Source organism: Isosphaeraceae bacterium EP7, assembly GCA_038400315.1.
In the GTDB taxonomy this organism is placed as follows: Bacteria; Planctomycetota; Planctomycetia; order Isosphaerales; family Isosphaeraceae; genus EP7.
Genome location: CP151667.1, coordinates 4,793,255 through 4,816,769, shown reverse-complemented (window position 1 = coordinate 4,816,769; position 23,515 = coordinate 4,793,255). Strand labels below are relative to the sequence as shown.

The following is a 23,515-nucleotide window of genomic DNA, read 5'->3' as shown; positions in this document are numbered from 1 at the left end:
GAGAGATGATACGCCACTTCGTCGACCTGTTCGACCTGACGCCCCAGGCGGCCCGGGAGCTGCTCCAGCTCGCGATCGTGATCAAACGCGAGGAGCAGGAGGGGAATCGCCGGCTCTACCTGCCCGGTCAGATGCTCGGCCTGCTCTTCGAGAAACCCTCTTTGCGCACGAGGGTGAGCTTCGAGGCCGCAATGGCGCAGCTCGGAGGAAGCTCAATATTCCTCAGGGGCGAGGAAGTTGGCCTGGGCAAGCGCGAAACCATCGCCGACTTCGCCCGGGTGATTAGCCAGTACGTCGACGTCCTGACCGTCCGGACGTTCGCGCAATCGAACGTCGAGGAACTGGCCAGGTACGCCACGGTCCCGGTCATCAACGCCCTGAGCGACAGCGCCCACCCCTGTCAGGCGATGGCCGACATCTTGACGATCCACGAGGCCCTGGGCGAGCTCGACGGAATCCGACTGGTCTTCGTGGGCGACGGCAATAATGTGGCGAGATCCTTGGCCCTGGCCTGTGCGCTGCTGGGCCTGGAGTTCGTGCTGACCTGTCCGCCGGACTACGACTTCCCGGCCGAGTTCCGCGATCAGTACACCAGGACATTTCCGGGCGTACCGCTGAATGTGGAGCACGACCCGTCGAAGGCGGTCCGCGACGCGCACGTCGTATACACCGATATCTGGACGAGCATGGGACAGGAGGCCGAGAGTGCCAAGCGGCTCGAGGCATTCCGCGCTTATCAGGTCAACGCGGCGATGTTCAGGCTGGCAAGCCCCGACGCGATCTTCCTGCACTGTCTGCCCGCGCATCGTGAGGAAGAAGTCACCGCCGATGTGATCGACGGCCCGCGCAGCCTGATCATCCCCCAGGCGGCGAACCGGCTGCACTTCCAGAAGGCTCTGCTCGTCTGGTTGATGCAGGACAAGACCAATGATGGCCAAGGGCAGCCCGCCCAAGCTCGCGCCCGTACGACGGTCTGAACCCGGTCCGCAACGATCCCTCCCACCGAGTGAACCGACGAATGACTCGCCACGACGGCCGCCTGCCCGACAAGTTACGCCCCGTGACGATGCGCCGAGGGTTTGCCAGGCAGGCGGCCGGGAGCGTCCTGTACAGTTCGGGCGCGACGACCGTGCTGGTCACGGCCTCGATCTCCGATAAGGTCCCCCCGTTTCTCGAAGGGAAAGGGGTCGGCTGGCTGACGGCCGAATACGCGATGCTGCCCGGCAGCACGCCGTCCCGGAAATCGCGCGGGCCCGACGGACGGGCCACCGAAATCCAGCGTCTGATCGGCCGGAGCCTGAGGGCCATCGTGGACACGAAGGCCCTGGGCCCCTGGACCATCCATGTCGACGCCGACGTGATCGAGGCCGATGGCGGGACCAGGACGGCGGCGATCACCGCTGCATTCGTGGCCGTGGCCGACGCCGTGGGCTCGCGTTTCCCGATGGCCGCCGCCTCGATCTTGCGAGACAGCATCGCCGCGGTGAGCGTGGGCATCGTCAAGGGAACGGCCGTCCTCGACCTGGACTACGTGGAAGACTCACGTGCCGACGTGGACTGTAATGTCGTCCAACTCGGTTCCGGCGGCCTCGTCGAGGTCCAGGGGACCGGCGAAGGCGGGACGTTCTCCAGGGGGCAACTCGACGAGATGCTCGACCTGGCATCAGCAGGGATCGCCGAGTTGAAGGGGCTCCAACGCGATGCGTTGGGCGACCGCTGGCCGTTCCAGGTCTGATTGACGAGGACTTCGGGGAGGCTCGCGTGCAGGCCGGATCACGGAGCAGGCCGCCTCCACAGGCCGACCTCGATTTCGACCTGGCCGCGCCCGCAGGGCGCCGGGGTGAGTTGCTGGACGATCGCATCGAGCATTTTCAGAGGCTGGTCGTTAATCCATTCCTGGCGGTGTTCTGCGTTCTTGCCACCTGGAAAATCTTGTTCCGGCTGACTCACGGCCATCCGACCGTCGCGGTCGTCCTCTCGTTCCTGGCACTCCCGATCCCCTATCTCCTGCTGCAATTCCACTGTCGCGACTGCGGCCGGACAGGAATGTATCGAAACTGGCCCCGGCATGAATGCGAGATGGTGGCCTTACGGCGACGGGAGGGGGTGCGCCGACGCTGGCGCAGGCCTTCGCCGGGTTTTCAGCTCAGGGTCTGGTTTTTATTATTGGGGGCGGCCGTTTTCTTGCATGCGATCATTGCCCTGGCGCGCGACCATCGCTGAAGCGATCCGGCGGGCGCTATCCCCGAGCCGGCCGGCCCGATAGCCTTGGCGGAATGGGACCTCAACGCCACGACTTCGTCCCGGGGGATCGCCGATGAATCGCCGAGTCTTTGTCATGAGCACGGCCGCCGCGGTCGCGGGGTCGAGGTTGACGCGCGGGGCCGGGCCCAATGATCGGGTTCGGGTGGCCGTCATCGGGGTGCACAGCCGTGGCGTCGACCTCGTCAACGAGTTTGCCAGGCAACCTGGCGCGGAACTCGTGGCGATCTGCGATATCGATCCGTCGACATTCGCCAAGCCCCTGAAGACGGCCGAGGCCGCCGGAATCCCCGCTCCCCGGACCGAGGCCGATTTCCGCAAGATCCTCGAAGACAAGTCGATCGACGCGATCGCCGTGGCCACTCCCGACCACTGGCATGCCCTGATGACGGTGATGGGCTGTCAGGCTGGCAAGGACGTCTACGTCGAGAAGCCCGCCAGCCACAACGTCGTCGAGGGACGGCGGATGATCGAGGCCTCCCGAAAATATGGCCGGATCGTCCAGGTCGGAACCCAACGGCGGAGCATGCCGCACATCCACGACGCCGTCGCCTACGTGAAGTCGGGAGCCTTGGGCAAGGTCGGGATGGCCCGGGCATGGATCCACCAGCAACGCAAGCCGATCGGCAAAGGGGCCCCCGGTCCGGTGCCCGAGGGGGTCAATTACGACCTCTGGCAGGGCCCGGCGCTCGACCGCCCATTCATGGCAAACCGGTTCCACTACAACTGGCACTGGTTCTGGAATTGGGGGACCGGTGAGATCGGCAACAACGGGATCCACGGAGTCGACGTCGCGCGCTGGGGCCTGGGAGTCGACACCCCGACGACGGTGACTTCCGGCGGCGGGAAGTATGTCTTCGACGACGACCAAGAGGTTCCCGACACCCAGATCGTGACCTGGGACTATCCCGGGACGTGCATCGTCTGGGAGCACCGGATGTGGTCGAAGCACGGCGAGGAGGGCTCGGGCTTCGGCATCGCGTTCTACGGAGACGCCGGGACCTTGATCGTCGACTCGAAGGGCTGGCACGTCGAAGACGGGCCCGAAGCGGGTGGCAAGCAGACCGAGGGTCAGGCGGCCCACGTGAAGAACTTCCTCGATTGCGTCCGATCGCGCCAGGCACCCGCCGCCGACGTCGAGATTGGTCACGCCAGCACTCGGCTCTGCCACATGGGCAACATTGCCCATCGACTGGGCCGGAAGTTGACCTGGGACGCCGCGACCGAGTCGTTCGGGAAAGACAACGAAGCCAACGCCCTGCTCTCTCGCGAGTACGGCCGCCGGTTCGAGATGCCTTCGCAGGTCTGATCCTCGGATTCCTGAGTGAATAACCGTTTTTAAACGACGCCCAGCGATCACTCACTGGTGCATCTCACCTTCCGCATGCCTCGATTCCGGAGAGCTTCGAACGATGCTGCTCAGCCCAGTCGGCCTCACCCTGGATCAGCTCGACTCCCCTGCCCTCCTCCTCGACCTCGACGCTTTCGAACACAACGCGGCGAAGATGGCCGGGCACCTCGCGGAGCGTGGGATCCAGTGGCGGCCGCACTCCAAGGCGTTCAAGTCGCCGGTGATTGCCCACAGGCTGAAATGCTTCGGGGCGATCGGCGTGACGGTGGCCAAGATCTCCGAGGCCGAGGTCATGGCCCAGGGAGGAATCGATGACATCCTCATCGCCCACCTCGTCGTCGGCCAGAGCAAGGTCCGCCGCCTGGCGGCGCTCCAGCGGATTGCCGACGTGAAGGCGACGGTCGACCACATCGACCAAGTCGGGCCGATCTCCCGGGCGGCGATCGAGGCCGGCACAACGGTCGGCCTGCTCGTCGATGTGGACCTGGGGATGGGAAGGACGGGGGTCACGTCGCCTGAGGCCGCCGTAAAGCTTGCAAGGCAAGTTGCCGACGCACCAGGCCTTCGGTTCGATGGAGTGATGGGATACGAGGGCCATACCGTCCCCATGCCCGACGTCGTTGAGAAGCAAGCGGCGATCGTAGCGGCGATCGGCCGCTTGAATCTTGCCAGGGAGGCCGTCAACGCGGCAGGCTTGCCCACCCGGATCGTCTCCGCCGGCGGGACCGGCTCGTACCAGGTCACCGCCGATCTGCCCGGGACCACCGAATTGCAGGCAGGGGGCGGCATCTTCTATTGCAATTACTATTCGAAGGTCTGCCAGGTCGTCGAGCACTCCCCTGCCCTGACCGTCCTGACGACGGTGGTCAGTCGGCCTCGGCCTGGCCGGGCCATCCTCGACGCCGGACTGAAGTCGATGAGCGAGCACCGGACCCCGCCCACCGTGAAGGGACACCCCGATTATCGGGTGGTCGGGCTCTCGGCCGAGCACGCGACCGTCGATTTGCCGGAAGGAGCCGACCCACGAATCGGAGAATTCTTGGAATTAATTCCCGGTTATAGCGACCTGACTTTCGTGCTCCACGACCGTGTTTTGGCCCATCGACGGGGCCGGGTCGAGGCATCCTGGCCGATCGCCGGGCGAGGAATGTTGCAATAAGTGTTCTCAAGCACATAGGAGATGAACTACATTCAAGGAGTCAGCACACCTCGAGGCAACATCCGTGCTTGCCGAACAATTGCGTGCATGATATCGTAGTCTAGAGAATTGGACTCGATGGAAGTCGGGCGTTCCGATACTCTCGCCGCATCTCGGCGGAGTCGGGGCATTTCCACACGCAGGGAGTGGCGAGCGGTGACCGATCGCGGACCTCAAAAGCGACGACGCAGCTATCGGCCGACGGTCGAGACGCTCGAGGCCGTGCGTCTGCTCGACGCGGCTTCGAATCTCCTGGCCGACCTGGCCGCCGAGCGATCGACGGTCGAGCCGAACGCGGCCTACGGCTCATCGCTCGCAGGCGATACATCCGCCTGGGACGCGGCGCTCGGCCAGACTCGTCTCTCGGACCTCCTGGGCAAGACGACTGCCCTCGACCAATCCGCCGACGTCATCAAGGGGCTCGGCCAACTCGACCGCTATCTGACCCGGGCGTGGTCCCGCGCCGGAATCGCTCCCCAGAAGCATGAGGACAGCACCCAGGCCGTTTACGTCACCCTGCTTCAGACCCTGGGACGGGACCGATTTGATGACCTCCTGGGTGAGATCGGCCATTCGGGCATTCGCGACGTCCTGAGTCGCGAGACGGTCGAGGGGCCCGACTTCTTCCGCGCCATCGACACGGTCAAGAAGCGGGCCCAGCGAGAACGCTCCTACCAGCCGCTCGACCTGGTCGAATCTTCGATGGTGGCCGTCGCTCCTTCTCCCGACCCGGATGACTGGTCCTCGACGATCCGGCAGGCGGTATCGAAGACGCTGACGACCCGCGAAGCGGACCTGATCGATTCCACAATGCGAGGCGAGACCCCCGCCGAGATCGCATCCCGCTGGGGCGTCGCGCCCAAGACGGTCAGCAACGAGAAGACGAGGGCCTTCCAGAAGCTCCGCGATGCCCTGTCGGCGGACCTAAACGGCTGAGCGGGGCCCTCAATTCGGCTTCTTCACGCCGGCGTCTTCTCCCACGGTCGGCACCGGCTTGGAAGGCTCATCCTTGGTTGATTGGGGCTTGGAAGCCTCGGCGGGGTCGACGCCGTGCTTCATCTCCCTCTTGCCGAAGATCTCTTCGAAGTTGGGGAATCCGTACTTGCGGATGATCGGTCCGGACATCAGTTCCTCCTTCGGAACGGCGTTGGGGACGAGGGAGGTCGCCCGCCCGCCACGGTCGGGGCGGGGTGTTTCTTCGAAAACGATAGTGCGGGATCGACGGCGCGTCTATGTTGGATTGACCCGGGACGCGCTTCGAAGGGCGAAGACCTAGCCGTCGCATCCGCCCGGAGCCACCGGGAGCCGAGGCCACCGCTCGCGTCGAGAGCTTTACCTATCCCGTGAACCTGGCCCGCACCGGCGTCGAGTTCGATTAGAATCGGTCACCAATTCCCCGCACCGCCGAGCCGAGTCAAATCGACCACGATGCTCTACACGATTTGCTTCTTCGCGTTCTCCGCGGGGATCATCCTCCTCAATCTCTGGTATGCACTCCAGCGGCGATGGCGGGAGGGGATGTGGGTCGTCTGGCTCATGTCGCTGTTGATCCTGCCGGGCGCCCTGCGATTCGTGCCGACCGGCGGGTTCGTCATCAATTTCCCGATGGTCGCCGGGCTCAGTTGCCTGATCAGCTATCTCGTCAGCCCGGTGCCGCTGCCCCGCTATCGGTTCATGATCAGCGACGTCGCCGCGGTCCTGGCCCCGATCGCGATCCTGGCGTCGCAGTTCTCCCACAACGAGCAGACGCCGATGTCCATCCCATCCGCGTTCTGCCAGTGGCTCCTGCCTTACGTCATGGGCCGGATCTTCCTGGTGTCGGCCGATGACATCCCCAAGGTCAGTCGAATCGTCGGCGGGCTCTGCGTGGTGAATGCCCTGATCGGCCTCTTCGAAGCGGTGACCCACGTCAGCCTGTCGACCAAGCTTCTCGGCGTCTGGTATCTCACAGAGGGCGGGCGGTTCGGAATGTCGAGGGCCCACAATTTCTTCGGCCACCCGATCACGATGGGGCAGGTGATGGTCATGATGCTCCCCTGGTGCCTCGTGGCATCCCGGAAGACATCGAGGTCGAGAATCGGCAAGTGGTTCTATCCGGGGATGAACCTGCTGGCGATCGTGACCACCCTGACCCGAGGCGCGATCCTGGGGTTCTTCGAGTCCCTCTACCTGATCGCCTTCACACGCTCTCGCCATCGCTTCCTGATGGGCCTGGCTTTGGCGGTCGCCGCGGCGGGCTTGGTCCTCGGCGAGGAAATGGCGATCTCCGTGATCGCATCGATGGGGGGCGAGGATGAGACCGGCAACTCGATGATCTTCATCGAGGGCGAGCCGTACATGTACAACAGCGCCCGGCATCGGATCCTGCAGTACAAGGTCTTTGCCGTCGCGCTCAGGGACGCGGGCATGACCGGGCTCGGCCCGGACCTTCAGGGTTACATGTCGAGGTACAACGTGGCCGGGGTCTTCTCCAGGTCGATCGACAGCCATTACATCCTCAGCACCCTGCAATCGGGATATTTTTTCCTCTTCTCGTTCCACCTCATCACGGTGTGCATGATCTACCGGTACGGCAAGATCGCCTGGGCGAAGGTGGGCCCGTACGCGCCGCTGGCCTCCGGGCTATTCGCGGCAAGTATCGTCGGGACTGTCACCTGGCTGAGCGTCTTCCTGACCTGGGAGCTCGGCATCATTTACATCTTCTACAGCGGCCTGGCCTGCAACCTCGAGGTTCTCGAGCGGCAGCGACTTAGGGCGGCCGCGACTGACGGTTCGTGAACGGGGCCGCTTGACCGCATGGTGGGCGCATATTTACCATGGCGACTGGCGAACGCGACGCACGAGGCGGGCCCGAGGTCGGGCCGGAGCCGGCGGGCGGCGGTCCGGGCGGGTAGACGGGCGAACAGTGATCATCACCCTGAATGGCCAGCGGCGTGAAGTCCCGGATCCATCGAGCGTCGCCGATCTCGTCCGGTCGCTGGGCGTGAAGCCCGAGCAAGTGGCCGTGGAGCGAAACCGCGACATCGTCCCCAGGGCACGCCATGCCGAGGTCGCCCTGACCGGCGGGGATGTCGTCGAGATCGTCACCCTGGTTGGTGGCGGATCGGGAGACGAGCTGGGCGGGCTGCCCGAGGCCCCCCCCCTGGTGATCGGCACGCACTCATTCCGCAGCCGTCTTCTGGTCGGGACTGGCAAGTACGCCACCCTGGAGCTGATGCGCGACTGCCTAGCGCTCAGCGGCTGCGAGGTGGTCACGGTTGCCGTGAGGCGCGAACGCCTCTTCGACCGCGAAGGGCGGAGCCTGCTCGAGTTCCTCGATCCCAAACGGTACACGATCCTGCCCAACACGGCCGGCTGCTTCAACGCCGAGGACGCCCTGCGTACCGCAAGGCTGGGCCGTGAACTGCTGACGAACCTGGGAAACCCCGGGGCCGACTGGGTCAAGCTCGAAGTCCTGGCCGACACCAGGACCCTCCTGCCCGACCCCCTGGCGACCCTGGAGGCGACCGAAGTTCTCGTGGCCGAAGGCTTCCAGGTGCTCTGCTACACCAGCGACGATCCCGTGATGGCCCGCCGCCTCAAGGCCGCCGGCGCCGCCAGCGTGATGCCGGCCGGAAGCCCGATTGGCAGCGGTCAGGGGGTGCTCAACCCCAACAACATCCGGATCATCTTGGAAGACCTGAAGGGGGACGATCCCACCTACCCGGTGATCATCGATGCCGGGGTGGGGACTGCAAGCGACGTCGCGTTCGCCATGGAGCTGGGGTGCGACGGCGTGCTATTGAACACGGGGATCGCCGGGGCCGCTGACCCGGCGCGGATGGCCGTCGCCATGCGGCTGGCCGTCGAGGCGGGCCGCCTTGCCAGCGGCGCAGGGCGGATTGCACGGAAGCTGTACGCGACCGCGTCGAGCCCGATCGATGGGCGCGTCGGCACCTGACCGACGGACATCTCCGCCGGCGGCACGCGGGATCGGGTCGCACAGAGGGAAACAGGGATGTCGTTATTCGATCCGGCACCCGTCCTAGGGCCAGGCGGCTCGATCGCCAGGCGCCTGCCGGGCTATGAGAGCCGGCCCGAGCAGCTCCAAATGGCCCAGGCCGTCGCACGCGCCATCGAGGCGGGCGAGCACCTGATGGTCGAGGCCGGCACCGGCGTCGGCAAGAGCTTCGCCTACCTGGTGCCGGCCATCCTGGCCGCGGCCGAGGCGGGCAAGAAGGTCGTGATCTCGACCCACACCATCAGCCTCCAGGAACAGCTCCTCGACAAGGACATCCCCTTCCTGCGCGCCGTGATGCCGCACGAGTTCTCGGCGGTGCTGGTCAAAGGGCGGTCCAACTACATCAGCCTGCGAAGGCTTGAGGCCGCGACCGCGCGAGCCGGATCGACGTTCCAGCGCCCCGAGGACATCGACCAGCTGGTCGACCTCAAACTCTGGGCGGGATCGACCACCGACGGCAGCCGGTCCGACATTTCGTTCAAGCCGTCGCCCGCGGTCTGGGATGCCGTGGCCAGCGAGCACGGAAATTGCCTTGGAAAGCAATGCAGGCGCTTCCGCGACTGCCATTACTACAAAGCCAGGCAGCGGATGCGTACGGCCAATATCCTGATCGTCAATCACGCTTTGCTGATTAGCGACCTCGCCCTTCGAAGCGAGGGGGCAAGCCTGCTGCCCGACTATGACGTGGTGATCGTCGACGAAGCCCACATGCTTGAGTCGGTCGCAAGCGAGCACCTGGGGATGCGTGCGGCCAACACCCAGATCGAGTTCCTCCTGGGCCGGCTCTACAACGACCGGAGCCGCAAGGGCCTGCTCGCCTACATGCAGCTCAACGAGGTGATCGATCAGGTGCGGAGGACACGCCACGCCACCTCCGAACTCTTCACGCGAGCCGCCGACTGGAGGTCGAAGGCAGCCAGCGGCAACGGGCGGCTCAGGTCCCCGGTTGTCTGGCCCGACGTGCTCTCCGAAGAGCTCCGCAAGCTCTCGACGGCCCTCGATGGGGCGGCGCAGGAGACAGAGGCCGAGGACCAGCGGATCGAGCTGACCTCATCCTCCGAGCGGTGCGAGGTCCTGGCCAACTCGGTGGCTGCCTGGCTCGGCCAGACGATCAAGGACACGGTCTACTGGGTCGACTTCGAGCCGGGCACACGCCCGAGGATCACGCTCGCCAGCGCCCCGCTGGAAGCAGGGCCGGTCTTGAAACGCGAGCTGTTCGATGCCGGCCCGACGTGCATCCTCACTTCGGCGACCATGAGCGTCAGCTCACCCCCCTCCTTCACATTCGCCAAGAGTCGCCTTGGCATGACCAAGTGCGGCACGGCAAGGCACGGCAGCCCGTTTGACTACAAGAAGCAAGCGACGATCACGATCCCGAGGAACCTGCCCGATCCCTCGGAAAATCCATCGGCCTTCGAGGACGCGGCCGTCCGCGCGATCCGCCACTACGTCGGGCGGAGCAACGGGCGGGCCCTGGTCTTGTTCACGTCACACAGGATGCTTGAACGAGCGGCGCGCGACCTTGCCCCCTGGTTCGCCGAGCATGATATGACGCTGCTGGCCCAATGCGACGGCATGCCTCGATCCAAGATGATCGAGGCATTCAAGGCCGACGTACGCAGCGTGATCTTCGGCGCCGAGAGCTTCTGGCAAGGGGTCGACCTGCCGGGCGAGACCCTCTCCAACGTCATCATCGTCCGGCTCCCATTCAGCGTCCCCGATCGCCCGTTGCTGGAGGCACGGCTGGAGGCGATCCGCAAGCGCGGGGGGAACCCGTTCGCCGAGCATCAGATTCCCGAGGCGATCATCAAGCTAAAACAAGGGTTCGGCCGCCTGATCCGCACGAGGACCGACACGGGAAACGTGGTGATCCTCGACCCTAGGGTGCTGACGAAGCCCTATGGAAGGCAATTCCTGGCATCGCTGCCCGACTGCGAGCGGATCGTCGAGGTGCTGGACCTGAGTCGCTGAGCCGGATCGAGGGAGGCGTCGAGGGGGGAACCGGGCCGGGAATGCCCGGGCCCGAGCGAACTGGACCAAGCCGCTAGGATTGATGCATTCCGTGAGATACAATACCGGGTGAGCGGGTGCCCCACTTTCGGCTCCCCGGATGTCAAAAGACCACGGACTCGTATGCTCGCCAAGCGGATCATCCCCTGCCTCGACGTGAACAAGGGCCGCGTGGTCAAGGGGACGAACTTCGTCCAGCTTCGCGACGCGGGCGATCCCGTCGAGGTAGCCGCCCGATATGACGCCGAAGGGGCTGACGAGCTGGTCTTCCTCGACATCACGGCCAGCCACGAGGGGCGCGGGATCATCCTCGACGTCGTGGCTCGCACGGCCGACGTCTGCTTCATGCCGCTGACAGTCGGCGGCGGAATCCGCACCCTGGACGATATCCGGGCGTTGCTCAATGCCGGGGCCGACAAGGTTTCGATCAACTCGGCGGCCGTGCGCGACCCCGAGTTCGTCCGCGCCGCGGCCCGCCGGTTTGGCCGGCAATGCATCGTGGTGAACATCGACCCGAAACGGGTGACGGTCGACGGCCGCGAACGCTGGATGGTGCACATCAACGGCGGCCGGATCCCCACAGAGCACGAGGCGGTCGACTGGGCTCGCGAGGTCGAGCGGATGGGCGCCGGCGAGATCGTGCTGACCAGCATGGACGCCGACGGCACGAAGGACGGCTACGACCTGCCGATGACTCGCGCCGTGGCCGACGCCGTGGAGATCCCCGTGGTCGCCTCCGGCGGCGCCGGCTCGCCGGAGCACCTGCGTGCGGCGCTCGACGAGGGGGGGGCCTCGGCCGCCCTGGCCGCGAGCATCTTCCACTATCGTCAGTACGGAATCGGCGAGGTCAAGGACTATCTGTCCGAGCACGGAGTGCACGTCCGCAGGGTCGAGGCCCACGCCGGCCTCCATTGATCCGGATCCCGCCCCAACGAGCCACGTCCCGCGAATCGATTCCCGCCACTTCAGGCTCTCGCCGGAGGACTTCTTGCCCATGGCCACCGCGATCGAATCCATCGTCGAAGTTCCTGCAAGCGAGCCCGAGGCCAACAAGCTCTTCCGGATGGTGATGAAGCACAAGGGGTCCGACCTCCACCTGAAGGTGGGGCTTGCCCCCGCGATGCGCCTCTCGGGTGTCCTGCGCCAGATGCAGCTGCCCGAGCTGTCGGCCGCCGATATGGAACGGCTGATGTTCCCGCTGCTCAACCCGCGCCAGCGGAGCATTCTCGACGAGGAAGGGGGCGTCGACTTCGCCCACATCATCTACGACGGCAAGGACGAGACCCGGTTCCGCGTGAATCTCTTCAAGCAGCGCAGCCGGCTCAGCCTGGTCGCCCGCCGCGTGAATACGTCGATCCCCAACTTCGAGGGGCTCGGCCTGCCGCCGATCATGGCCGAGATCACCAAGTACGACCAAGGGATCATCATCCTGGCGGGCGTCACCGGCTCGGGCAAGAGCACCACCATCGCGTCGATGCTCCAGTTCATCAACGAGAACGAGCGCTATCACATCGTCACGATCGAAGACCCGATCGAATTCACATTCAAGGATGATAAGTCGATCATCAACCAGCGTGAGGTCGGCATCGACGTCATCAACTGGGACATCGCCCTGAAGCACGCCGTGCGCCAGGACCCCGACATCATCCTGGTGGGCGAGATGCGTGATCGCGAGACCTTCAGCGCGGCCATGCACGCGGCCGAGACGGGCCACCTCGTCTTCGGCACCATCCACGCCTCCAGCGCCCCGTCGACGATCAGCCGCATCCTGGACCTCTTCCCCCGCGACATGCACTCGGCCCTGCGGCAGTCGATGGCCTTCAACCTGAAGGCGGTCATCGCGCAGAAGCTGCTGCCGACCACCAAGGAATGGGCCGCCAAGGGTGTCGGCCGCGTGCCGACCGTCGAGATCATGCGCACCAACCCGACCGTGCGCAAGCTGATCTTGAACGAGGAAGACACCAAGCTGGGCGACGCCATCCGTATCGGCAAGGACGAGGGAATGATGGACTTCACTGAGAGCCTGCGGCAACTCTGCGTCGCCGAGAAGATCGAGCGATCGACGGCCTTCGAGGTCGCTCCGTCGCCCGAGACTTTGAAAATGGCCCTTAAGGGGATTACCATCTCCCAACCGGGTATCCTTTAAGCGTCCCGCGCGATTGCAGACGACGACGACACGAAGACGACGGTGCCCCCGCCCCCGTACGACCGCGAGGGTCGACGCGGGGCGGCCCCTGCCCCCGACCGAGGAAGGTGTGCGATGATCCGCCCGCGCCCCGTGATCGCGACGACCGCCCTGATCCTCCTGGGCTCGGCCGCCGGGGCCCATGCCTCCGAGCCCTGGGCCCTGCTCGCCCAGTCGGCGGCCATCGCCCCGTTCCGCGGCCCGGGCTTCTACCTGAACCTCTTCAAGTTCATCCCGGTCCTGGGCATCTACCTGCTCTGGGCCTGGACCACCTACTGGGTGGACGACGACACCCGCGAGCTGAACAACGTCAAGTTCGAGCTCTGGAATAGCGTCATCTTCGCCTCGGGCCTGCTCGGCCTGGCACTGGTGCTCTCCATTCCGATGTACCCGGTCGGCATCACCCTGCTGCTGCTGGCCTACTTCGTGCCGCTGCTCACCTACGTTTACGCCCGCAACCAGACGGTGCCCGACGACTCCAAGGTCCTCACCGCCTATCACCTGGGCGAGGTGGCCAACGGCCTGATGAACAAGGCCGGGATGAGGGGGATCTTCAACCGAGACACCGGCTCGTCCGACCGCTCGGGCCCGCCCATCGAGTTCGTCGGCAAGAGCCAGGGTGCCTCGAAGAACGACCCCGAACGGATCCGCCGCGCCGAGGAATCGAAGTCGTACATGGCGGCCAAGGAGCTGGTCTACGACGCCGTGCTGAGGCGAGCGACCGACATCCACCTGGAGCCCGACACCGAGAAGCTGGCCATCCGATACCGGATCGACGGCATCCTCCACGCCGCCGAGCCATTTGACCGGCCCACCGGCGACGCCGTCCTGAACGTCTTCAAGGTCCTGGCCGCGATGGACATCTCCGAGAAGCGTAAGCCGCAGGACGGCTCCTTCGGGGCGAAGCTAGAAGGCCGCGAGGTCGACTTCCGCGTGGCCACGTCCGGGTCGAAGGCCGGCGAGAAGATGGTCATGCGAATCCTGGACAACGCCTCCAGCGTCGGCCGGATCGACGAGGTCGGTCTGCGCCCCAAGCTGGTCGGCGAGATCCGTTCGCTGGTCACCCAGCCCCACGGGATGTTCCTCTGCTGCGGGCCGACCGGTTCGGGCAAGACGACCACGCTTTACGCCGCCCTGCGTGAGATCGACCGGTTCCAGAAGAACATCATCACGGTCGAAGACCCGATCGAGTATCACCTCGACAACATCACGCAGATGGAGATTAACACCAAGAGCGGCCAGACCTTCGCCGGCAGCCTGCGGTCGATCCTGCGGCAAGACCCCGACGTGATCATGATCGGCGAAGTCCGCGACCAGGAGACGGCCAACATCGCCTGCCAGGCGGCGACCACTGGCCACATGGTCTTCTCCACCGTCCATGCCAATGACACCGTCACGGCCCTCTTCCGCCTGCTCGACCTGGGCGTCGAGCCATTCATGATCGCCTCGGCACTCACCGCGGTGCTGGGCCAGCGGCTGGTGCGGGTCCTCTGCGAAACCTGCAAGGAGCCGTACAAGCCCAAGCCCGAGTTCCTCAAGAAGGCGAACCTGCCGGCGGACAAGGTCGACGTCTTCTACCGCAAGCCGGCCGAGATGCAGCAGGTCTGCCCGATGTGCGGCGGGACCGGCTACCTGGGCCGGACCGGCATCTTCGAGCTGCTGATCATCACCGAGCCGATCCGCGACATGATCCGCGAGAATCCCTCGATCAACGCGATCAAGGCAGAAGCCCGCAAGAACGGGATGATCTACCTCCAGGAAGACGGCCTCCGCCAGGTGATCCAGGGCAAGACCTCGATCGAGGAATTGCTCCGCGTCGTCAAATAACCGGGCCGCCCGGCGATCGCCAGGATTGTGGCTCGAATTCATCGTCCATCGGTCTGACTTCCGCGCGAGCGTGCCCCCGGGCCCCGCGTCCGACTCGCCCCTGAGGCCCACCGCCATGCCGCCGATGTTGATCGAGGTCGGAATCGTCGTCATCATGCTCGGCATGACCTACGCGCTGATGAGCGAAGGGCTCTGGGGCGCGGCGCTCATGTTCTTCAATGCCCTGTTCGCGGGCATGATCGCATTCAACTTCTACGAGCCCCTGGCGGCGATCATCGCCACCAACGTCTCGTTCCTCGAGAACTTCGCCGACTCGCTCTGCCTGATGGGGATCTACGCCGGCTCGCTGTTCGTCCTCCGCATCACCACCGACCGCATCGCGCCGGCGATGGTCCGGTTCCCTTCCATGCTGTATATGATCGGCGGGATCATCTTCGGGCTCGGCGCCAGCATCGTGACGATGAGCATCATGCTGCTGGCCTACGAGGCCTCGCCCGTCGACAAGAAGGTCTTCGGCTCGATCGATTACAAGTCGAAGCCACCGTTCGGCCAGGGGCTCGACCGATCCTGGCTCGGCTTCTTCCAGTTCGTCAGCGGCTACCCGTTCGCCCGCTATGGCAACGAGAGCCGCGACCGCGAGTTCGGCACCGCGCACGCCTTCGACCCGCACGGTCGATGGCTGATCGACCACATGGCAGCCCGTCCCCACGGCGACGAATCGGTCCTGGGCGATACCCCGGCCGACCCGAGTGCGGCCACCGGCGCCGCCCCGACCCCGGTCGGCGCCCCTGGCGGGCAGCAGGGTCAGATGCAAGGTCGCCCAGGGCCGGGGATTCCCGGAGGAACCGCCGGTGCCGTCGGGGGCCTGGCCCCGACGAATCCCTGACGATTTCGTTGACGAATCGTCGCAAGTCAATCGATCAAACTCAAACGCCGGCGGGGTCGCTCTCAGCGACCCTGGCCGGCGTCGCTCTTGCTCATCGACTTCAGCTCTTTCAGGTCGATTCGCATCTTCGAAGCCGCGCCCACGTTCGTTTGCTCGACCTGATAGAGGGCAACCTGGTTGGTCGTCGTCTCGACGACGCAAAGTGGGCTGACCCCGGCCAGCAGGCCGCTGGCCATCCCCAGCGACATCGGTGTCATCAGGAAGTGCGGCGTCGGGCCGACGGCCGGGTCGATCTTGAAGTCGGCGGCCAGATCACGCTCGGCGAACTCGCCCAGCATCTTGGTCGTCCCCGTCGGCTTGATCGCGGTCGCCGTGACGATCGAGTTGGGGACGGTCGCCAGCAGTCGCCCCCCTCGATAGTCGAGGAAATAGAGCGCGTCCTGGGTGACCTGAACCTTAAGGCCCTCATGGAACTGCGTCGACACCGACCCTGCGGTCAGGATCGAGTCGCCCCATCGATCGCCCCCCCCGGCTTTCAGCTGAGGGGAGGAAATCTGGCCCGTCAGCCAGCCTGCGAGGTAACCCAGGCCCAGGACGCAGAGCACGGGAACAGGGCGAGAGATGAGTCGAGGCATCGTCGGGTTCCTTCCCGGGAAACCAGGGATTTCCGCGTCGCGAAACGACGATCGCCCCGACGCATGGCGGTCCCGCGCCATTCTGCCCCGTCTCGCGGGATCGGTCCAGGCAAACCGGCGGGCCAGAAACCGGCGAAGCCCCGGCGCCAGGTTCGTGGGCGGAACCAGGGACCGGGGCTTCGGAACACCGAGTTAAGGCCTGGCTCAGCGGCGATTGGCCGGATTGGCCTTGCGCTGGACGAGCCAATCCTGCCAGTTCTTCAGGCCCGTGGCATCGGGCTTGTCGGGATCGAACTCCATGTCGTCGCGGCCGGTCAGGCGAATCAGATTGTCGACCGCCAGTTGCCTGACGGCAAGTTCGGGGGCATTCAGGTCGGCGACGAGCTGGGTGTAGGTGGCGTCGGCTTTGGACTCGGCCTCGGAGAACCCGAGGAGGAGCTTCTGGACGACCTCGCCGACCTCGTCTCCGAACACCTTCATGATCTCGGCCTGGAGGGCCTCGACACCGGGTCCTCCGCCCTGAAGCCTCCCGCGCAAGACTTCGATTGCGGTGGTCCTGGCGAGTGGGTCATTGGCCTTGTCGAGCGACGGGACCATCAGGGACCACTCGCCCAGCACGCCCAAGGTGGCGATGGCCACCTGGCGGACGTCCTTCTGGGTGTCGTCCATGGCCTCGGTCAACACGTTGATGGTGGGCCGGCCCTCCTTGAAGTAGGAGAGGAATTTCTCGCCGATCCCTTTGGCAAACGGGGTCGGCTCCGTGGCCAGGAACCAGGCGGGAAGCTCCTCATCGGTCTTGGTCGGCGCCCCCGCGTCGGCGGCTAGCTCGAAAACGCCAGGCCCTTTGAGTTCATGGACGGCATCGCCAATCGAGACGGTCGCGTTCCCTTCGGAAATGAGCAGGTCGAGGCTCGGTTTCCCTGCATCGTAGAACCGTTCAAGACCAACCCTGCCGTCGCGGGGCGGTGTGATCAAGACGTCGCCCACGGCCTCAGCCAATGCGAGCCGGGCGCCGTCGGCCAACGGCCCGATCAGGATCCGGCCCCGGTCGAGGTGGAGCCTCCCCTTCTGATCGGCCGTATTCGGCAGCGGATGAATCTCTCCGGCGCCGACCATCTCGAGCCGGGTCTTTCCAACCTGGAAGGTGTCGCGGAACGGGTCGAGATTGACGACCCGCTCGTCGGCCTTCAGGGCGTCTCCCTCCTTCATCCGGCCCCATTCCTTGGTCTCCTCGTCCTCACGCAAGACGACCCCGGGCGACTGGGCCAGGCCTCCGATCGCTCCCGCGGGAAGGTTCAGCAGGCCGGCGACCTCGGGCTCCTCGGTCGGTGGGGCGGGCTCGGGCTTGGCCTCGACCTTGGTCAGGGCGGGGGGAGGAACGTCGTTGGGCTTGGCGGCAGGCTTCACCTCCGGCTTCGGAGCCTCGGCAATGGCCGGGATTTCGTCCCTGGATACGGCAGGGCCTCGATCCGAGGGGAGGCTGTACAAGGCCGAGGCCAGTAGCACGCCGATGAGCGCGACGGCGAGGGCGGCCGGCCCGAACCGCTCGATCGGGCCCCGCTGGCTCGCCTCCAGAGGGGCGAACGTCCTGGGCTCAGGAGCGGACGAGACGTGGTGAGACTTGACCACCGGCGGGACGGGGGCCTTCCGGATCGTCTGCTGAGTCACCGCCTCACGCCCCTTCACCAGGCGGTACATCCGCTGCCTGGCCTCGGGCGGAACCTTCGCCTTGTGCCCGAGCAAACTGAGGATCTGGTGGACACTGGCCGCCTCGGCAAGCTGGACGTCCGAGGTCAGGCAGATCCGCTCGAACTCGTTCACCTGATCGGCGGGCAGCGTATTGTCGATGTAGGCCGCAACCACGTTGGGGTCGGAGGCCTCGGGGCCCGTCGGCACCGTCAGACGACGCTGGCGGGTGACACGGTGGGTCCGATCCACGAGGTCACGCGCGAATTGACTGTCCTTGACCAGCTGGCCAATCTCGCGGACTTGCGACGGCGAGAGCGTGTCGTCTAGCCAGGCCAGGAGCGTTCGGAGTGTCAGTCTCATCTCGGTGCGTCCCGCGGGTGTCCGGTCGATCGCGTTTCCTTGTTAGTGCGATCTCGGGACGTAATCCGTCGAGAAATCCGGCCGGAATTTCGACGAGGGCCGATCAGAGGCTTCTCGGCCCGGCCGACTTCACCCTGTAAACATGAAACAGGCGATCGCCGTCGGCCGCCCCGTGGATCGGCTCGAACGATTCGGGATGGGCGACGGCCCAGGCCTCCTCAATCGGGAAACCATCGGGGGTCGCCGCGTTGTGCTCCCCTTCACCGAGATTCACGCGGGTCGTCACCAGAATCTGGATTCCGGCCTGCTCCAGGTTCGCCAGCCAGGCGGCGTAGTCCGGGTGCATCCGGTCCCAGCCGGGCCTCGAGTTGGGCCAGTTGGGTAGGCCTTCGGCAACGCCCCGCCGATGGTAGTCATGCATCAGCCAATCGGCATGATCGTCAACATTCACGTACCTGACGTCGTTTCGCAACCGCTGTCCGAACAAGTAGTAAGGGATATTGGTGCCGGCATAAGCGATGCGAGCCCCCGCCGAGGGCATCCGCTCCTCGAGGGCCAACCAGCCGCCGACGTGATCGCGAAATGATGGGTAGAACCGCAAGATCGACGCCTTCCCCGCGGGCCAATCGACGGCGACCGCTGCCAGAATGACCCCCAAGGGGACCAGAGACGCCACCCACCGCCGCGTCACGGTCGGTCTCGCCGAGGCCCACAACCAGGACAGGCCGATCAGCGCCGCGCCGAAGCCTAGCCAGAGATGCTCGACCCGGGCGGTCGTCTGCCGACCGATGTCGACCATCGCGGGCACCATGTTCGGAATCTGAGGCGAGAGGTCCCAGGGAATCGCCGCCTCCACGTTGGCGAACGGCCATGTCTGGGGCGTGATCAAATGGGCAACGAGCAGGACGAGGCCCAGCCATCGTAGGAGCGTCGATCGATCGAGGAGGAGTGCCAGCGGTGCGACCGCCAGTCCGATCCCTTGCAGCATGAAACGCTGCTGGGTCCGGTACGGGATCAGCAGCCAGTAGAGTGCCACGTTGGCGATCGCGCCCACGCAGATCCAGGTCAGCACCGGCCTCGCCCTCCGGCTCCCGATCCCGAAGAGAATCGCGGCGAACCAGAGCGGCAGCATCCGGGGGTCGGTCACGGCGGCGAGGATGTCGACGAACGCGCGCCAGTCGGCCATCGGGCGATAGTAGACGCTCCGGGTCATGGCCTCGGAGTCGAACCAGCCCGAAAGCAGCACCAGCCCACCGACCCGAATTTGCAGGGGATAGAGCGGATTGCCCGTCAACCAGACGTTGCGGGCCCACCAGTAAGCCGGGATGACGAGCGTCCAGCCGAACAGTGTGGCTAGTTCCAGACGCCTGGTGCGCGCCGATTTGCAGGATTGGCGGGCGACAGACCAGGCGATCAAGGCGAGCATGGGCGGGACGAAGACTGTCCCGGTCGGCTTGGTCGCCCAAGCCCCTCCCGTCGACAGGGCACCCAGGGCCAGGGAGGCGGCCCCGTCATCGCCGAGCGCGAACCTCGCGAAGAAGTAGGCCGAGGCCAGATAGGCGGCCACGAAGATCACGTCGACGTTGGGCTCGAAACCGAAGAGCAGGAGCGGTGCACCCGTGAGGAACCAGGCCGAGGCCAGGGCCGAGGAGTCGGCCGAGGCGCCCATTCGCCGAGCCAGCCCGTAGGCCGCGAATCCCGCGAGGATCAGGAACGGGGCCTGTCCCACCTTGGCGAGCTGCTCCCCTCCATACCCGGCCACCAACCAGGCAAACCAGGCATCCCCGGCCGCCGGGAAGTAGGTCGCGGCACTCTCGCCGAACGGGATCGGGACGAGCGTCAAAGCTTCCGCTTTCCACCAGCGTACCGCAAAGTAGAGGTGATAAATCGGACCGTCGCTCACCACCTTTACGCCGTAGACGAGCGAAGGGGTGAGCAGAACGAGGCAAGCCCACCAGGTCGAGACGATTGACGCGACCCCGATCGGCCCGAGCTTGCCCGCGGGCAGGCCCGCGTCGGGCTCGTCCAGTGTGCCGCGCACGAGACGGCCGCCGATCCCCGTGGCAAGCCCCAGCGTCGCCCAGCCGACGAGCGGCCATCGGCCGAGGAACCCGGTGGCCCCCAGAACCTCGACCCCCAGGACCGCCCAGGACCAGGCCAGCACGCCCGCCGCGATCGCGCGGGGCAGCCCACCTCGCTGGCGAAAGCACGACCGCGCCGCGATCCAGGCGCCCAGCCCGAGCAGCGAGTTCAACAGGACCGAGACCGCGAGACCCATCGCTGACCGCCCCCCCGCGACCGACCTTCTCGCTTTTGGGGCCCGCCGCTAGAATCGGCGCCGGCCGATGGGGACGAAGTCGCCCTCTCGGCATCCCCTCATCGATCAATGGAGGCCGGTCGAATGCTCGGTGCCACCCTGGGCGCGAAAGACTACCTCGATCGCGTCTGCCTCGAGATTGGCCGCCTCGACCTGGGCCAGGTTGAGCAGGTCTCGACTCTCATCGAGAGGGCCTACCACGCCGGCCGATTCGTCTTCATCTGCGGCAACGGAGGCTCGGGCGCCAATGCGTCGCACCTCTGCGAAGACCTGGCTAAGTGTACCTTGCGTGATTTCGAACGCCAGAAACGCCTGAAGGTCCTCAGTCTAACAGACAACACCGCCGGCATCATGGCCTGGGCGAATGACGAGGGCTACGACCGGATCTTCATCGAACAGTTGAAGAATCTCGCCGGTCCCGGCGACCTGCTCCTTGCCATCTCGGGCTCGGGCAACAGCCCCAATATCCTCAAGGCGGTCGACTGGGCCAACGCCAACGGCCTCGAGACGGTGGGCATCACCGGCTTCGGCGGCGGCGCGCTCAAGGGACTCGCCCAACACAATCTGCACGTCCCCATCGACGACATGGGCATCGTGGAGTCGGTCCACCAGGTCGCCTTCCACTGGATCATCGACGACATGTACCGGCGAATCTCGGGGCCGGTCACGGCGCCCGCCCTGTCCCGCTGAACCGTGGCCCAGCAGAGGACCCCGCCCATGCTCCTCGGCATCGAGATCGGCGGCACAAAGCTGCAACTCGGAGTCGGCGGCGCCGACGGCAAGATCGACGGGCTCGAACGCCTCCAGATCGATCCTGCCCGAGGCGCCGCCGGAATCCTCGCCCAGATCGAGTCCGCCATCGAGCCCTTACTCCTCAAGGTCGGGCTCGGCCGAGGCGACATCGAGGGGGTCGGGATCGGGTTTGGCGGCCCGGTGGATTCCGCCTCGGGTGCCGTGATCAAGTCGCACCAGGTCGATGGATGGGATGACTTCCCACTCGCCGACTGGTTCTCATGGTTGCTGAAGACGAGCCGGGTCTCGATCGAGAACGATGCCGACACCGCGGGACTGGCCGAGGCCCGCATCGGTGCCGGAGCGGGGACCTCGCCCGTTCTCTATGTCACCATCGGCAGTGGAGTCGGCGGCGGCCTGATCTTAGACGACCGGATCTATCGGGGCTGGGGGGGAGGCGCGACCGAAATTGGCCACCTCCGGATTGGTGACGGAGACGACCCGCCGACGCTCGAATCCATCGCTTCAGGCTGGGGGATCGGGGAAAAGGCCCGGCGATTGGTCGAGCAGAACATCCGCGAAGGGGGGACTGGCGGTTCCATGCCGGGCCTCGCGGCTGGACCGACAGATCGGATCAACGCCGAGATCGTCGCCCGCGCGGCCTCCCAGGGCGATCCGCTCTCCCTGGCCGTCCTCAAGGACGCGACCCACGCGATGGCCATCGCCCTCGGGCATGCAACCACGCTCCTGGCCCCGCGCACGATCGTGCTGGGTGGCGGGGTCTCGCTCATGGGCGAAGAACTCTGGTTTGAACCCATTCGGCGCGAACTCCACCGGCGCGTCTTCGGTCCATTTCGCGGGACCTATCGACTAGTGCCGGCCTCGCTTGGCGAGCGAGTCGTCGTCCACGGCGCCCTGATCCTGGCGGGCAGTGCCGCCTGAGCGTGGGACTTCTGCCCCGTCGTCTGGCAGTCGAGCCTCGAATCGAGGCGATCACGGCCCGGCGACTCTGGGAGAATTCGCCTGCTTAAACTGTCCCGAGCGGGTCGCGAACGGAAAACGAGGCGCTCGGCCAATCCACCCCAGATCTTCAAAATTTCGTTGGCGGAAGGCTTTGCGATGCATACTGGTGTCGAGGTCTCCGTGATTGATGAAAAACGTCCTCCTTGACGATCACGAGGTTGGCGAATAAATACCACTCGGCCCAAGGTTTGCTCTGCGTCTTTTGTTCCTCATCGGAACGCGTCTCGGGGTTCCCGCTTTTCGTCAATTGTCCGCGTGGCGAGACGACTTACGTCAAGTCACGTGGCAACCGTCCTGAAGACCGAATTTCCATGATTTTGGAATTCGCCCTTTACGACTAACAAAAAAGCGTAAGAATCCCCTGTCCCTTGAACGTTGCGGAGTTTTTCCGACTGCGTGGAAAACAAAACGCCGTGATCGATCGTTTAGCTTAGTAGAGGTCGTCCCCAAGCCACGGGGCGATCTTGGCCAAGGATGGGTCCACCCTCCTCACGACAAGGGGCTCGCCATGACATCGAAGCTGGCCGAAACCCAACTCTGGCAGCGCAACCTTGCGTCGCTGATCCGTTCGGGTTTATTCACGAGTGCCTTGGTCGGTGAGCTTCACGGCTTACATACCGTGGTCGGTCTCTACGGTGATGGGACGTGTTCGGCGCCCCTGGCGAAGTACGGCGACTCCAGGCGAGCGGCCGATGCGGCCGAATTGGTCAATAACCTCGCCCAACGCACCTTGAACGCCGACTCGAACTGAGCCATCGACGACTCGATCGAGCGTCCGCACTTTCAACAACGATCCCGCAGGGCCTCGGCGACCACGCCGGGGTCCTGCGGTTTTTTCTTGCGCCCATTCACGCTCGGTGGCCGTGGCAAGACTCGGCCGCCGGTGCTTCGAGTCGCCCTTGAGCGAAACCTTGGCGTCGCCCGTGAAGTTAAGCTCGAACTTCACGGGCCTCGCATCGTTTCTTCACGATCCTTAATGAACGAGCGGATACGATGGAGCCGCGGGGCAACGGATCCAGACTCAATGGCCGGAAGAAGGC

Annotated in this window: 20 protein-coding genes; 16 read left to right on the top strand and 4 right to left on the bottom strand. The window is 65.4% G+C overall.

Annotation, left to right across the window (positions count from 1 at the left end; genetic code table 11):
- The first annotated feature begins 5 nt into the window (after window positions 1-5).
- From argF to EP7_RS18600, 6 genes are all read left to right on the top strand, one after another.
- A complete protein-coding gene (argF, locus tag EP7_RS18625) occupies window positions 6-977 on the top strand; it encodes an ornithine carbamoyltransferase (RefSeq protein ID WP_463523419.1) in 972 nt (323 codons plus the stop codon).
- Window positions 978-1,018: 41 nt separating this feature from the next.
- The gene (rph, locus tag EP7_RS18620; RefSeq protein ID WP_463523417.1) at window positions 1,019-1,735 is read left to right on the top strand and encodes a ribonuclease PH; all 717 of its coding nucleotides are present in this window, start codon (window positions 1,019-1,021) and stop codon (window positions 1,733-1,735) included.
- A gap of 110 nt (window positions 1,736-1,845) precedes the next feature.
- Window positions 1,846-2,223: a hypothetical protein gene (locus EP7_RS18615; protein WP_463523415.1), complete on the top strand. Its 378-nt coding sequence runs from the start codon at window positions 1,846-1,848 to the stop codon at window positions 2,221-2,223.
- A 115-nt stretch (window positions 2,224-2,338) separates the two neighbouring features.
- Entirely contained in the window at window positions 2,339-3,571 is a 1,233-nt protein-coding gene (locus tag EP7_RS18610) for a Gfo/Idh/MocA family protein (protein WP_463523413.1), read from the top strand.
- A gap of 103 nt (window positions 3,572-3,674) precedes the next feature.
- Window positions 3,675-4,772 (top strand): DSD1 family PLP-dependent enzyme, encoded by a 1,098-nt coding sequence (locus EP7_RS18605; protein ID WP_463523411.1) that lies wholly within the window; start codon window positions 3,675-3,677, stop codon window positions 4,770-4,772.
- A gap of 195 nt (window positions 4,773-4,967) precedes the next feature.
- Window positions 4,968-5,747 (top strand): RNA polymerase sigma factor, encoded by a 780-nt coding sequence (locus tag EP7_RS18600; RefSeq protein ID WP_463523409.1) that lies wholly within the window; start codon window positions 4,968-4,970, stop codon window positions 5,745-5,747.
- A gap of 9 nt (window positions 5,748-5,756) precedes the next feature.
- Here the strand turns inward: EP7_RS18600 and EP7_RS18595 are convergent, their stop codons facing one another.
- Window positions 5,757-5,936: a hypothetical protein gene (locus EP7_RS18595; protein ID WP_463523407.1), complete on the bottom strand. Its 180-nt coding sequence runs from the start codon at window positions 5,934-5,936 to the stop codon at window positions 5,757-5,759.
- A 303-nt stretch (window positions 5,937-6,239) separates the two neighbouring features.
- Between EP7_RS18595 and EP7_RS18590 the strand changes: the two genes are divergently transcribed.
- From EP7_RS18590 to EP7_RS18560, 7 genes are all read left to right on the top strand, one after another.
- Window positions 6,240-7,589, top strand: a complete 1,350-nt coding sequence (locus EP7_RS18590; protein ID WP_463523405.1) for a hypothetical protein — start codon at window positions 6,240-6,242, stop codon at window positions 7,587-7,589.
- A gap of 127 nt (window positions 7,590-7,716) precedes the next feature.
- Window positions 7,717-8,751, top strand: a complete 1,035-nt coding sequence (gene thiS, locus EP7_RS18585; RefSeq protein ID WP_463523404.1) for a sulfur carrier protein ThiS — start codon at window positions 7,717-7,719, stop codon at window positions 8,749-8,751.
- 57 nt (window positions 8,752-8,808) lie between these two features.
- Window positions 8,809-10,782, top strand: coding sequence for an ATP-dependent DNA helicase (locus EP7_RS18580; protein ID WP_463523402.1), 1,974 nt, complete (start codon window positions 8,809-8,811; stop codon window positions 10,780-10,782).
- A gap of 162 nt (window positions 10,783-10,944) precedes the next feature.
- Window positions 10,945-11,736 (top strand): imidazole glycerol phosphate synthase subunit HisF, encoded by a 792-nt coding sequence (gene hisF, locus EP7_RS18575; protein WP_463523400.1) that lies wholly within the window; start codon window positions 10,945-10,947, stop codon window positions 11,734-11,736.
- 79 nt (window positions 11,737-11,815) lie between these two features.
- Window positions 11,816-12,967 (top strand): type IV pilus twitching motility protein PilT, encoded by a 1,152-nt coding sequence (locus tag EP7_RS18570; protein ID WP_463523398.1) that lies wholly within the window; start codon window positions 11,816-11,818, stop codon window positions 12,965-12,967.
- Between the two features lie 114 nt (window positions 12,968-13,081).
- Entirely contained in the window at window positions 13,082-14,833 is a 1,752-nt protein-coding gene (locus EP7_RS18565) for a GspE/PulE family protein (RefSeq protein WP_463523396.1), read from the top strand.
- 115 nt (window positions 14,834-14,948) lie between these two features.
- Entirely contained in the window at window positions 14,949-15,719 is a 771-nt protein-coding gene (locus EP7_RS18560; protein WP_463523394.1) for a hypothetical protein, read from the top strand.
- Between the two features lie 62 nt (window positions 15,720-15,781).
- Here the strand turns inward: EP7_RS18560 and EP7_RS18555 are convergent, their stop codons facing one another.
- The 3 genes from EP7_RS18555 to EP7_RS18545 all read right to left on the bottom strand — a co-directional run bounded on the left by EP7_RS18555 (window position 15,782) and on the right by EP7_RS18545 (window position 20,681).
- Window positions 15,782-16,354, bottom strand: a complete 573-nt coding sequence (locus EP7_RS18555) for a hypothetical protein (protein WP_463523393.1) — start codon at window positions 16,352-16,354, stop codon at window positions 15,782-15,784.
- 204 nt (window positions 16,355-16,558) lie between these two features.
- On the bottom strand, window positions 16,559-18,403 hold the full coding sequence (locus EP7_RS18550; protein WP_463523391.1) for a hypothetical protein: 1,845 nt from the start codon (window positions 18,401-18,403) through the stop codon (window positions 16,559-16,561).
- A gap of 103 nt (window positions 18,404-18,506) precedes the next feature.
- Window positions 18,507-20,681: a glycosyltransferase family protein gene (locus EP7_RS18545; RefSeq protein ID WP_463523390.1), complete on the bottom strand. Its 2,175-nt coding sequence runs from the start codon at window positions 20,679-20,681 to the stop codon at window positions 18,507-18,509.
- A gap of 123 nt (window positions 20,682-20,804) precedes the next feature.
- Between EP7_RS18545 and EP7_RS18540 the strand changes: the two genes are divergently transcribed.
- The 3 genes from EP7_RS18540 to EP7_RS18530 all read left to right on the top strand — a co-directional run bounded on the left by EP7_RS18540 (window position 20,805) and on the right by EP7_RS18530 (window position 23,226).
- Window positions 20,805-21,410, top strand: a complete 606-nt coding sequence (locus EP7_RS18540) for a D-sedoheptulose-7-phosphate isomerase (protein ID WP_463523389.1) — start codon at window positions 20,805-20,807, stop codon at window positions 21,408-21,410.
- A 27-nt stretch (window positions 21,411-21,437) separates the two neighbouring features.
- A complete protein-coding gene (locus tag EP7_RS18535) occupies window positions 21,438-22,394 on the top strand; it encodes an ROK family protein (protein ID WP_463523388.1) in 957 nt (318 codons plus the stop codon).
- 589 nt (window positions 22,395-22,983) lie between these two features.
- Entirely contained in the window at window positions 22,984-23,226 is a 243-nt protein-coding gene (locus tag EP7_RS18530; RefSeq protein ID WP_463523386.1) for a hypothetical protein, read from the top strand.
- Window positions 23,227-23,515: the final 289 nt, after the last annotated feature.

Bases quoted from the DNA above. Each gene is read 5' to 3' on its own strand.
- EP7_RS18595 (WP_463523407.1), bottom strand. From the start codon at position 5,936: ATGTCCGGACCGATCATCCGCAAGTACGGATTCCCCAACTTCGAAGAG.
- EP7_RS18560 (WP_463523394.1), top strand. From the start codon at position 14,949: ATGCCGCCGATGTTGATCGAGGTCGGAATCGTCGTCATCATGCTCGGC.
- EP7_RS18540 (WP_463523389.1), top strand. From the start codon at position 20,805: ATGCTCGGTGCCACCCTGGGCGCGAAAGACTACCTCGATCGCGTCTGC.
- EP7_RS18590 (WP_463523405.1), top strand. From the start codon at position 6,240: ATGCTCTACACGATTTGCTTCTTCGCGTTCTCCGCGGGGATCATCCTC.
- argF (WP_463523419.1), top strand. From the start codon at position 6: ATGATACGCCACTTCGTCGACCTGTTCGACCTGACGCCCCAGGCGGCC.
- rph (WP_463523417.1), top strand. From the start codon at position 1,019: ATGACTCGCCACGACGGCCGCCTGCCCGACAAGTTACGCCCCGTGACG.
- EP7_RS18580 (WP_463523402.1), top strand. From the start codon at position 8,809: ATGTCGTTATTCGATCCGGCACCCGTCCTAGGGCCAGGCGGCTCGATC.
- hisF (WP_463523400.1), top strand. From the start codon at position 10,945: ATGCTCGCCAAGCGGATCATCCCCTGCCTCGACGTGAACAAGGGCCGC.
- EP7_RS18550 (WP_463523391.1), bottom strand. From the start codon at position 18,403: ATGAGACTGACACTCCGAACGCTCCTGGCCTGGCTAGACGACACGCTC.
- EP7_RS18545 (WP_463523390.1), bottom strand. From the start codon at position 20,681: ATGGGTCTCGCGGTCTCGGTCCTGTTGAACTCGCTGCTCGGGCTGGGC.
- EP7_RS18610 (WP_463523413.1), top strand. From the start codon at position 2,339: ATGAGCACGGCCGCCGCGGTCGCGGGGTCGAGGTTGACGCGCGGGGCC.
- EP7_RS18570 (WP_463523398.1), top strand. From the start codon at position 11,816: ATGGCCACCGCGATCGAATCCATCGTCGAAGTTCCTGCAAGCGAGCCC.
- EP7_RS18605 (WP_463523411.1), top strand. From the start codon at position 3,675: ATGCTGCTCAGCCCAGTCGGCCTCACCCTGGATCAGCTCGACTCCCCT.
- EP7_RS18530 (WP_463523386.1), top strand. From the start codon at position 22,984: ATGACATCGAAGCTGGCCGAAACCCAACTCTGGCAGCGCAACCTTGCG.
- EP7_RS18535 (WP_463523388.1), top strand. From the start codon at position 21,438: ATGCTCCTCGGCATCGAGATCGGCGGCACAAAGCTGCAACTCGGAGTC.
- EP7_RS18565 (WP_463523396.1), top strand. From the start codon at position 13,082: ATGATCCGCCCGCGCCCCGTGATCGCGACGACCGCCCTGATCCTCCTG.
- EP7_RS18555 (WP_463523393.1), bottom strand. From the start codon at position 16,354: ATGCCTCGACTCATCTCTCGCCCTGTTCCCGTGCTCTGCGTCCTGGGC.